This window comes from Cellulomonas algicola, from assembly GCF_003851725.1.
GTDB classification, from domain to species: Bacteria; Actinomycetota; Actinomycetes; order Actinomycetales; family Cellulomonadaceae; genus Cellulomonas; species Cellulomonas algicola.
The window spans coordinates 1-10,327 of record NZ_BHYL01000345.1 but is presented as its reverse complement, the minus strand read 5'-3'; the positions used below and the strand labels follow the sequence as shown (position 1 = coordinate 10,327).

Below are 10,327 nucleotides of genomic sequence, written 5' to 3'. Positions count from 1 at the left end.
GTGCCCGGCCCGGACCCGCGTCGTCGGCGCGTCTCGGGCCCGCGGGCGCGGCGGCGTCGACCTCCGCGACGAGCGTCGCGCCGCGGGTCACCACGTCGGCCGGGGCCTCGACCTGTCCCGCGGCCAGCGCGACGACGTCGATGCGCGTGCCCAGGCGGTCGGCGAGAGCGGCGGCGCGGGCGCGGTCGTCGTCGGTGCGCAGGTCGACGAGCGTCGCGACGACGTACCGGTCCCGCACCGCGAGCCGGTGCACGGCCTCGATCGTGTGCAGCGCGGTCGTGCCGGTGGACAGCTCGTCGTCGACGAGCACGAGCGGTGCGGCCGACGCGAGCAGCGCCGGGTCGGCCGGGAGGAGCAGGTGCGTCGTCGCGTGCGAGTGGTCCTCCTCGAACGCCCCGACCGACGGCACGCCCGCGACGGGTCGCCGCGTCGAGTGCAGGTACGGCGCACCGCCGAGCGCGTCGGCGACCGCGTGACCGAGGGCCGTCGCCGTCTCCGCGTACCCGAGCACGACGGCCGGCGCCGTCACGTCGGCCACCAGGTCCGCGACGACGCCGGGCAGGAGCGTGGGCGCGACGGGGTCGCCGTCGAGGGCGTCGCGCAGGACGGCGCCCGCGCTCAGCAGGCGGTCGTCGAGGTCCGCGCCGGTGTCCGCCGCCTCGACCGGCGGCGGCCCGACGAGCGACCGCGACGCGAGCGCGCCCAGCAGCAGGCCTGCGCCGCGGACCACGCGCGGGTCCGTCGGGACGTGCTTGCCGAGCACGCGGGACACGAGCAGGTGCGCGCGGCGCGGGTTGCGGCGCACCGCGAGCCCGACGAGGTCCGTCAGGTCGAGGCCGACGGCGGATCCGGTCGTCCGCAGGGTGAGGTCGAGCCGGTCCGACACCCACGCACCGGTCCACGTCACCGCCGACGCAGCGCCGGGCGCGTCCGAGCGGGGCGCGTCGACGTGCGCCGTCACGCGCGTCCCGCCGTCGCGGCCAGCAGGTCGACGAGGCCGACGTCCTCTGCGGCGACCCCGAAGGCCCGTGCGCGCAGGATCGTCCGCTCGGCCCAGGACAGGTGCGGCTTCGACTCGTTCATCTTGTTGCCGTAGCGCGACGCGGAGACGCCGGACCGGCCGGCCGCCTCCAGGACGTCGGTCGCGTCGGCGTACTCCTCGTGCGTGACGACGGACAGGGCGTGCACCACGGGCACGTGGCTGGGGTGGATGACGGTCTTGCCGGTGAGGCCGTTGACCTTGTCCAGCACGACCTCGCGGATGAGTCCGTCCAGGTCGCGCGTGATGAGGTCGGCGCGCAGGCGGTTCGCGTCGTGCTGGTCGAACGGCGTGTGCCGCAGCTGCGGCTTGAACAGCCGCTCGTCGCTGCTGAAGTACTCCCACACGGGCCCGGTGACGACGAACCCGGTGCCGTCCGCGCGGCCCAGGACGTTGATCACGTCGGTGAGCACGCCCGCGACGAGCCGCACGTCCCAGATCGTCAGGTCCCGCCCGCGCCGGATCCCGTAGACGCTGCACAGGTCCGTCGCGCCGGTCCGGACCGCGAGCACCGACGAGCGGTGCTTGTCGAGGAGCCGCTGCACGCCGAGCAGCGCGTCCTCGCGCGTCTCGCGGTGGATGATCTCGGGCGACTCGATGACGGGCATCGCGAGCAGCCGGACGCCCGCCGTCGCCGCCGTGTCGTCGACCGCGTCGAGGAAGGCCGCGCCGTGCGTCTCGGTGAACTTCGGCAGCACGAAGCCCGACAGGATGCGCGCGTCGTCGCCGAGGGCCGTGACGATCGCCGGGATCTGCTCGGGGTTGCGCACGCGCACGAACACGAACGGCGCGGCGGCCTCGTCGCGGGCGAGCTCGCGGAGCTGCGCGACGACGTTGCGCTCGGCCTCCGGGACGTCCGCGTCGGCGACCGCGTCCTCCAGGCACACGACCGAGCTCACGGCACCCGCGGCGGCACGTCGCACCAGGTCACGGGCCAGCTGCGGCCGCGTGCCGGGCATGTAGAGCGTCGCGCCCAGCGCCACCGCGAGCAGCGCGGGCGGGCACGAGCGGCCCAGCGCCTCGGGCGGCCGGGAGAACAGGCGCTCGACGTCCTCGTCGGGCAGGTGCGAGAAGTGGCGCGCGCTCACGCGGCGCCCGGTCCCGGGGGTGTGGTGACCTGCATGTCGACTCCGTCCGTCAGCGGCCCGCCGCAGGGGGTGGTGCGGGGCGCGCGCACACGGTAGCCCAGCGGTGCTACGTGCACCGCGCGTCCAGGTGAACGTCCGGTGCACACCGTGGGTTCCGCCGCCGCCGACAGCGGTCGCGCCGCCCACCCGACCGGCCCGTCCTCGCGCCGGTGTCACCCTCGCGGCCCCGACGCCGTCGACCCGGGCCTGGTGACCGGTGCGGTGCCCTGAGGGGTACCCAGCCCCGGGTCGCGCCGGTCGAGCGTGGGTCGTGCGGTGGCGCGGGCGCCGGTCGAGCGTGGGTCGTGCGGTGGCGCGGGGCGTCGATCCGTCGTGGACGCCGCGGTCAGGTGAGGGGGGTCCAGGGGTCGACCCACGTGATCGACGTGAAGCCGTACGCCAGGCACGCGTCGCGGAAGGTGCCGTGGACCAGCTCGTCCTCCGCGCGCAGCACGAGCTCGCCCGCGACCTGCGTGATCGACAGCGCGACGAGCACGCCCGACGCGGGCTCACGGTCGAGCGCGACGTCGACGCGCGCGCCGTCCGCCGTCTCGACGAGCAGCGCCCCGCCCCACCGGAGCGTCTCCCCGGACGGCGAGAAGGCGAGCACGACGAGCCGCTCGAGCCGCCGGACCTGCCGCAGGTCGAGGCGCAGGACGTCACCGTGGTCCCGCGCGGCGACGACGACGTAGCGCGAGGTGCCGACCGGCGCGACGGACAGCCCGCGCGCCTCGTCGAGCACCGACGACTCCCCTGTCGCGAGCCGGTACGCCGCCGCGAGCCGCAGGTCGCCGATGTGCTCCGACACCGCCGCCCGGACGGTCAGCACACCGATCCCGGACTGGAGGCGGTCGAGCGTGAGCGTCGGGCGGTCGTCGGTGAGCGACGCGCGCCCACCCGGTGCCAGCCGGTCGGGCGCGTAGCCGAGCACGAGGTCGCCGGCCGCCGCGGACGGACGCGGGCGCACCGGTCGCGACGCCGCCGTGGGGGTCGTCGCGCCGGACAGGTCGAGCGACGCGCCTGCCGGCGCCGACGACCCACGCGCGGGCGACGACAGGTCCAGCGACGTCCCGGACGCGGACGCCGGCGCCGACGGGCGCGCGGACGACGGCAGGTCCAGCGACGTCCCGGACGACGACGACGGCGACAGGTCGAGCGACGTCCCACCCGCCGGCGCGGAGGAGGGCGCGGACAGGTCGAGCGACGTGCCCTGCGACGCGGACGGTCGCGGAGCGGGGGACGCCGGCACGGCCGGCGCAGGAGCGGCAGGCCGCGCGGGCGTCGCGGACGGACGCGAGAGGTCGAGCGACGTCTCGGGCGCGGACGTCCCACGGGCGGGTCGGGCACCCGACGACGCACCCGACGACGTCCCACCCGGGGCGGGACGAGACGGGGCGTCCGGGTGCAGTCGCCGGCGCCGCAGCCAGGGCAGGTCGTGCCGCGGCGGTGCGCCCGCCGGGCCGACGCCGACGCCGCTCACGACCGCAGGCCGTGGTCGCGCAGGATGCCCGCGATCCCGTCGGCGTACCCCTGCCCGACGACCTTGAACTTCCAGTGCGGGCCGTTGCGGTAGAGCTCGGCGAGCACGAGGCCGGTCTCGGTCGACAGCGCGGGTGCGAGGTTCTCGGACACGACGAGCTCGTCGTCCCCGGCGAGGTCGAGCACCCGGACGCGCGCCTCGCGCAGCTGGCCGAGCGAGCGCCGGTGGCCCAGGCCCTCGTTGATGTAGGCGACGACGACGATGCGCGACACCTCGGGCGGCACGTCGCGCAGGTCGACCTCGATCTGCTCGAGGTCGCCGGTGGACCGGGCCTTCTCGAGCTGCGCGACGGACAGGTCGGGCGACGTGAGCTGGTTGAAGAACACGACGTGCTCGCGCGAGAGCAGCTGGGTCGCGTCGTCGCACAGCAGGGTCGCGACGACGAGGTTGTCGACGAGCACCGTCTCGGGCGACGCGAGCGCGACGCCGACGACGACGCCCGTGAGGTGCGGGATCTCGCGCGTGAGGTTGGCGTTGCCGCCACGGGGCATGGGTCGGGCTGCCATCAGAGGTCTGCTCACAGGTCCAGGTCGGAGCGGGCGAACTTCGTACGGAGGAACGAGCCCTGCGTCATGAGGGCGTCGGCGTCCTGGTGCTGCACGGCGTCGAGGGTGGCCGCGACGGACGTCGTGAGGGTGTCGATCTGGATCATCAGCGCCTGCGTCGGCGTCACGCCGCTCCCCCGCGGGACGTCGCGCAGCGACTCGTCGACGGCGAGGTACGACCGCAGAGTCGTCGGCAGGTAGTCCGTCGCGGTGCCCTGCACGGACATCACGGCGTACACGTCGAGCGGGCGGACCTCGGCGGTGTCGACGACCTCGCGCAGCAGGTCGGTCAGGCGGCGCGCGTTGACGACGGCTGCGACGGGCAGGTCGCCCGACCGGGAGTTGACCAGGCGGACGACCTCGGCGACGGCACGGCGCAGCTCGGCGGGGCTGTCGCCGGACGCGACCGGCGGCTGCACGACGGCGACGGGCTCGTCGCGGTCGCGCAGCCGCTGCCAGAACCCCCGGCGGCGACCGCCGCTCTCAGGACTCGAGCTCACGCCGGCGGGTGCGCTCCAGGTACGGCTGGGCGCGCTGGATCTGGCCCTCGAGGGCGGTGACGGTCTGCGCCATGGAGTCGACGGCCTGCGCGCGGAAGGTGTCGAGCGCGTCCATCGTCTGGAAGACGTTGTCGAACGCGGCCTGCAGCTTCGCGACGTCGAGCGTCGCCTCGGACGCCTGCTGGTTGATCGCCGCGCCCTGGATCTTGAGCTGCTCGGACGTCGACTCGATGAGGTTCGAGGTGACGGTGTTGAGCGCCGTGATCTGGTCGAGCACGAGCTTCTGGCGCGAGAGCGCCTGCGCGACGATGACGGCGGTCCGCAGCGCGGCGACGGTCGTGGTCTGCGCGCGGTCGACGCCCTTGATGAGCTCGAGGTTGTTGCGGCGGACCAGGTCGAGCGCCATGTAGCCCTGCACGGACACGGCCATCTGCGTCATGAAGTCCTGGCGGCGCTGGCGCACGGGGAACAGCGCGTCGGCGCGCACGGCGTCGGCGTCCTCCTGGCGACCCGCGGCCTCGAGCTGCGCGATCTTCTCGACGAGCGCGTCGTCGAGCGCGGACGCGAGCGAGTTGTACTCGGCGAGGCGGCCCATCGCGGCCCAGAGGTTCGCCTTCTCGGTCTCGATGGCCGCGTTGTCCTTGCGGAGCTCGTCCTGGCCGGACGCGAGCGCCTTGATGATCGCGTCGAGGTGCTGCTGCGCCGACTGGTACTTCGCGAAGTACTGGTCGATCTTCGAGCCGCCCGGGATCCACTTGAGGACCTTCTTGGCGCCCGTGAGGTCGGCCCGGTTCGGGTCGAGGTCCGTCACGGTGTTGCGCAGGTCGACGAGCGTGTTCGCGACGCGCGTCTGGGCGTCGCCGGTGTTCTTGCCCTTCACGATCGCGGCAGGGCGGTCGAGCATGCGGCTCGACACGGTCGCGGCGGCGCGCATGTCCTGCTCGCCCATCGAGGTGATCGACGCGACCTTCTGGCTGAACGCGGGCGACTTCGCGTCGATCGCGGTGAGCTCGGCGACGAACGCGTTCGCCTTCGTCCGCAGCTCGACCTGCTTCGCGTCCTCGAGCGGCACGGCCCCGACGGCCTGCTCCTCCTTGACCACGACGACCGCGGCGGGCGGCGTGAGGACGAGCGCACCGGGCGCCGGCGCCGCAGGGGCGGGGGCGGTGGGCGTCGACCCGAGGTCGAGCTCGGACATGGGGAGACCTCCAGGCAGGGCGTTCGGGCAGGTGGCCCGGCGCCGCCGGGCACGGGAACGACTCTAGGACGCGGCGGGGGTGCGTGTGCTCGTCCGGCCGGGCGGATCCTCCTGCGGACCGACGTCGTGGCCCGGTCCGCGTGGATAGCATCGCTCGGAACCCCGGCGCCGGAACGGTCGTTGGGATCGTCCGACGGGCGGGAGAGCCGCTCCCCCCGGTCCGCGAAGGAGGAGCACGTGTCTCTCAGCCTCACCAAGGGCGGGAACGTCAGCCTGACGAAGGCGGCGCCCGGGCTGACCGCGGTCGTCGTCGGTCTCGGCTGGGACCTGCGCACGACGACCGGCGACGACTTCGACCTCGACGCCTCGGCGATCGTGGTCGGCGCCGACGGCAAGGTCCTCTCGGACAAGCACTTCGTCTTCTTCAACAACCTCACGAGCGCCGACGGCTCCGTGCAGCACCTCGGCGACAACCTCACGGGTGAGGGCGAGGGCGACGACGAGCAGCTCAAGGTCAACCTCGCCGGTGTGCCGGCCGAGGCCGACAAGATCGTCTTCCCCGTCTCGATCTACGACGCCGACAACCGCCGTCAGACGTTCGGCCAGGTGCGCAACGCGTTCATCCGCGTCGTGAACCAGGCGGACAACAGCGAGCTCGCGCGCTACGACCTCTCCGAGGACGCGTCGACCGAGACGGCGATGGTCTTCGGCGAGCTGTACCGCAACGGCGAGGAGTGGAAGTTCCGCGCGGTCGGCCAGGGCTACGCGTCCGGTCTCGCGGGCATCGCCCGCGACTTCGGCGTCGGCGTCTGATGGGCGTCGTCCTCGCCAAGGGCGGCAACGTCTCCCTGACGAAGGAGGCGCCGAACCTCACGAAGGCGCTCGTCGGGCTCGGCTGGGACGTCCGCACCACGACGGGTGCCGGGTTCGACCTCGACGCCAGCGCGCTGCTGGTCGGTGCGAACGGCAAGGTCCTGTCGGACGCGCACTTCGTCTTCTACAACAACCTGACCAGCCCGGACGGGTCCGTGACGCACACGGGCGACAACCGGACGGGCGAGGGCGACGGGGACGACGAGGCGATCGTGCTCGACCTGGCGGCGGTGCCCGCCGACGTCCAGCGCATCGTCTTCCCCGTCTCGATCTACGACGCACCCGCGCGGCAGCAGAGCTTCGGGCAGGTGCGCAACGCGTTCATCCGCGTCGTCGACCAGTCCGACGGCAACGAGCTCGCGCGGTACGACCTGTCCGAGGACGCCTCGACCGAGACGGCGATGATCTTCGGGGAGATCTACCGCAACGGCGCCGAGTGGAAGTTCCGCGCGGTGGGCCAGGGCTACGACACGGGCCTGGCCGGGATCGCGACGGACTTCGGCGTCCAGATCGGCTGACCGCCGCACGGCCGGCCGCAGTCGCTCCTAGACTGCGGTCGGCCCTGCAGCGGCCACCCCCACCCCTTCACGAGATCGAGAGTCCCGTGTTCTTCCGCATCTTCGGCTGGTCGCTCGCCGTCACGATCGTGTCGCTCGTCGTCGCGTTCTTCTACGGCGGCTGGAACGCCTTCGTGCTGTGCCTCATCCTCGGCGTCCTCGAGGTGTCGCTGTCCTTCGACAACGCGGTCGTCAACGCGAAGATCCTGGAGCGGATGAGCCCGTTCTGGCAGCGGATCTTCCTCACCGTCGGCATCGCGATCGCCGTCTTCGGCATGCGGCTCGTCTTCCCGCTGCTCATCGTGGGCATCACCGCGAACCTCAACCCGGTCGAGGCGATCTCGCTCGCGATGGAGAAGGGCGACCCGCACGAGCCCGGCACCTACGGGTACCTGCTCAACGAGGCGCACCCGCAGATCGCGGCGTTCGGCGGGATGTTCCTGCTCATGCTCTTCCTCGACTTCATCTTCGAGGACCGCGAGATCACCTGGCTGTCCTGGCTCGAGAAGCCCCTCGCGAAGATCGGCAAGCTCGACCAGCTCTCCGTCGTCGTCGGCGGCATCGCGCTCGTCCTCGCCGCGGAGCTCCTCGCGGACGACCCGGCGATCGTCATGGTCTCCGGCGTGCTCGGCATGATCACGTACATCGCGGTCAACGGGCTGGGCTCGCTCTTCAACGTGCCCGACGCCGCCGACGCCGACGCGCCCGCCGAGGCCGAGGCCGTCGCCGACAAGGCCGTCGCCGAGAAGTCCACCGGCCGGTCCGGCCCGACGGAGCTCGCGAAGGCCACCGGCAAGGCCGGCTTCTTCCTGTTCCTCTACCTCGAGGTCCTCGACGCGTCGTTCTCGTTCGACGGCGTCATCGGCGCCTTCGCGATCACGCCCGACCCGATCATCATCGCCCTGGGCCTCGGCTTCATCGGCGCGATGTTCGTCCGGTCGATCACCGTGTTCCTGGTCCGCAAGGGCACGCTGTCCGAGTACGTCTACCTCGAGCACGGCGCGCACTGGGCGATCGGTGCCCTCGCTGCGATCCTGCTGGTCAGCATCGGCTTCCACGTCGACGAGATCATCACGGGCCTCGTGGGCGTCGCGTTCATCGGTGCGGCCTTCGCCGCGTCGGTCCGCCGCAACCGTCGGGAGCGCGCCGCGCACCCGGGCGGCTCGGAGGGCGACCGCGAGCCGCAGCTGACGTCCACCCCCTGACCTCCCGACCCACCCGCCCCGTCGAAAGGCCGCACGTGTCCGTCAACCTCACCAAGGGCCAGACCGTCTCGCTCACCAAGTCCGACGGCGGCACCCTGACGCAGGTCCGCATGGGCCTCGGCTGGGACGCCATCAAGGTCAAGGGCCTGTTCGGCCGCGCGAAGGAGAAGTCGGTCGACCTCGACGCCTCGGCGCTGCTGTTCGACGCGAACGGTGCGCTCGTCGACCAGGTGTGGTTCAGCCAGCTGGCGAGCAAGGACGGCGCGGTGCAGCACACCGGCGACAACCGGACCGGTGCGGGCGACGGTGACGACGAGTCCATCCGCGTCGCGCTCACCGGCGTGAACCCGGCGGTCACGACGCTCGTGTTCGTCGTGAACAGCTACACGGGCGAGACGTTCGCGCAGATCGAGAACGCGTTCTGCCGCCTGATCGACGAGACGACCGGCCAGGAGGTCGCCCGCTACGACCTGTCGGGCTCCGGCTCGCACACCGCGCAGATCATGGCGAAGGTGACGCGGGACGGCGCCGGCTGGAGCATGACGGCGCTCGGCGTCCGCACCAGCGGCCGCACGATCAAGGACATGCTGCCGGCGGTCTCGCAGGTCCTCTGACCGACCCCGCACAGCGCCTGAGGGCGGGTCACCTTCCGGGGTGCCCCGCCCTCAGTCGTCGTCCCAGTCACTGGCGGCAGCCTTCGTCGAGCGGACGGAGAGGACGTCCTCACCCGTCACGCCGGTACCCGTCGTCCACTCGCTGAGGCCGCTGACGAGGACCCGGTTGCGGGCGGACGACGCCTCGCGCAGCACCACCGCGAGCAGGTACGCCTCCAGGCTGAGGCCGTCGCTCCGTGCCCGCGTCGCCAGCACGTCCCGCACGTCCTCGGGAACGTCATCGATCCGCAGCGTCACCACGTCGGCAGTCTGCCTCGGCGACCTTCCTCCCGGCACTCCATCACTGGTCGGCCGCCGTCAGCCCTCGACGGTCGTGAGCGCTGTCGGCTCGCGACGGACCCCGAGGTCGAGGCTCCGATCGGAGAGGACGGTCTGCCCGCGACGTCGCCGGTGACGGCGGCGGAGCTCCGCGGGGATCGCGTGGGCGCGGCGGCGGGACGGCAGGAAGCGCAGGAAGAAGACGAGGCGCAGGGTCCAGGCGAGCGGGCCGGTGATGCTCAGGCCCCAGATGTCGGCGACGCCGTGGCCGACGCCGAACGCGGCACCCTGGCCGAGCCCCAGGTAGCGGAACGGCAGCCCGGGGCGGCTCTGCAGCGCGCGGGCGACGTTGCGGCCCACCTGGTCGCCGGCCTTGATCGCCCACAACGCGTTCGCGGGGACCGGTTCGTGCGTGCGCGGGTGCAGCACGCGTGCCGCGTCGCCCGCGGCCCAGACCCCGTCGCGGACCGTGAGGTCGGGCAGCGTGCGCAGGCGGCCGTCGTCGTCGCGGGCCAGGGGCTCGGTGCCGGGCAGGCGGACCGCCCGCTGTCCCGTGGTCGCGAGAACCGTGCGGGTGCGGACGCGGGTGCCGTCGGAGAGCGTGACGCCGTCGTCGTCGGCGGACGTCACGGCGACGCCGGTGCGGACGTCGACGCCCAGGCGAGCGAGCTCGTGCTCGACCCGCCGGGCGAGGCGTGGGCGGCGCGCGTGCAGGGCGGGGACGACGCGGTCGCCGCGGTGGACCAGGACGACGCGCCCGGGCCGACCGCCGCAGCGGTCCGCGAGCGCGGCGGCGAGCTCGGCCCCGGCG

General features: G+C 73.3%; 12 protein-coding genes. 4 read left to right on the top strand and 8 right to left on the bottom strand.

What is annotated here, in order from left to right; translation table 11 throughout:
- From CTKZ_RS18570 to CTKZ_RS18545, 6 genes are all read right to left on the bottom strand, one after another.
- The coding region (locus CTKZ_RS18570) for a phosphoribosyltransferase domain-containing protein (RefSeq protein WP_200829820.1) at nucleotides 1–961 on the bottom strand (961 nt) is incomplete at its 3' end.
- Nucleotides 958–2,127, bottom strand: a complete 1,170-nt coding sequence (locus tag CTKZ_RS18565) for an HpcH/HpaI aldolase/citrate lyase family protein (RefSeq protein WP_124344314.1) — start codon at nucleotides 2,125–2,127, stop codon at nucleotides 958–960. The genes CTKZ_RS18570 and CTKZ_RS18565, both read right to left, overlap by 4 nt.
- A 385-nt stretch (nucleotides 2,128–2,512) precedes the next feature.
- Nucleotides 2,513–3,415, bottom strand: coding sequence for a hypothetical protein (locus CTKZ_RS18560; protein ID WP_124344313.1), 903 nt, complete (start codon nucleotides 3,413–3,415; stop codon nucleotides 2,513–2,515).
- A 227-nt stretch (nucleotides 3,416–3,642) separates the two neighbouring features.
- On the bottom strand, nucleotides 3,643–4,212 hold the full coding sequence (locus CTKZ_RS18555; RefSeq protein WP_124344312.1) for a TerD family protein: 570 nt from the start codon (nucleotides 4,210–4,212) through the stop codon (nucleotides 3,643–3,645).
- Between the two features lie 11 nt (nucleotides 4,213–4,223).
- Nucleotides 4,224–4,751, bottom strand: a complete 528-nt coding sequence (locus CTKZ_RS18550; protein WP_124344311.1) for a hypothetical protein — start codon at nucleotides 4,749–4,751, stop codon at nucleotides 4,224–4,226.
- A complete protein-coding gene (locus CTKZ_RS18545) occupies nucleotides 4,735–5,949 on the bottom strand; it encodes a toxic anion resistance protein (protein WP_124344310.1) in 1,215 nt (404 codons plus the stop codon). Before CTKZ_RS18545 ends, CTKZ_RS18550 begins: the two co-directional genes overlap by 17 nt.
- 237 nt (nucleotides 5,950–6,186) lie before the next feature.
- Here CTKZ_RS18545 and CTKZ_RS18540 point away from each other — a divergent pair, with 237 nt between their 5' ends.
- From CTKZ_RS18540 to CTKZ_RS18525, 4 genes are all read left to right on the top strand, one after another.
- Entirely contained in the window at nucleotides 6,187–6,762 is a 576-nt protein-coding gene (locus tag CTKZ_RS18540) for a TerD family protein (RefSeq protein ID WP_124344309.1), read from the top strand.
- Nucleotides 6,762–7,340, top strand: a complete 579-nt coding sequence (locus CTKZ_RS18535) for a TerD family protein (RefSeq protein ID WP_124344308.1) — start codon at nucleotides 6,762–6,764, stop codon at nucleotides 7,338–7,340. Before CTKZ_RS18540 ends, CTKZ_RS18535 begins: the two co-directional genes overlap by 1 nt.
- Before the next feature lie 86 nt (nucleotides 7,341–7,426).
- Entirely contained in the window at nucleotides 7,427–8,584 is a 1,158-nt protein-coding gene (locus CTKZ_RS18530) for a DUF475 domain-containing protein (protein ID WP_124344307.1), read from the top strand.
- A 35-nt stretch (nucleotides 8,585–8,619) separates the two neighbouring features.
- The gene (locus tag CTKZ_RS18525) at nucleotides 8,620–9,198 is read left to right on the top strand and encodes a TerD family protein (protein WP_124344306.1); all 579 of its coding nucleotides are present in this window, start codon (nucleotides 8,620–8,622) and stop codon (nucleotides 9,196–9,198) included.
- A 51-nt stretch (nucleotides 9,199–9,249) separates the two neighbouring features.
- On the opposite strand, the gene CTKZ_RS18520 is transcribed toward CTKZ_RS18525, so the two are convergent.
- Together CTKZ_RS18520 and CTKZ_RS18515 are read right to left on the bottom strand one after the other, a co-directional pair.
- Nucleotides 9,250–9,498, bottom strand: coding sequence for a hypothetical protein (locus CTKZ_RS18520; protein ID WP_124344305.1), 249 nt, complete (start codon nucleotides 9,496–9,498; stop codon nucleotides 9,250–9,252).
- 57 nt (nucleotides 9,499–9,555) lie between these two features.
- A partial coding sequence (locus CTKZ_RS18515) for an NAD(P)/FAD-dependent oxidoreductase (protein WP_160142935.1) occupies nucleotides 9,556–10,327 on the bottom strand: 772 nt, incomplete at its 5' end.

Excerpts from the sequence above, each read along its gene's own strand:
- CTKZ_RS18555 (WP_124344312.1), bottom strand. The coding sequence starts at position 4,212 with ATGGCAGCCCGACCCATGCCCCGTGGCGGCAACGCCAACCTCACGCGC.
- CTKZ_RS18545 (WP_124344310.1), bottom strand. The coding sequence starts at position 5,949 with ATGTCCGAGCTCGACCTCGGGTCGACGCCCACCGCCCCCGCCCCTGCG.
- CTKZ_RS18535 (WP_124344308.1), top strand. The coding sequence starts at position 6,762 with ATGGGCGTCGTCCTCGCCAAGGGCGGCAACGTCTCCCTGACGAAGGAG.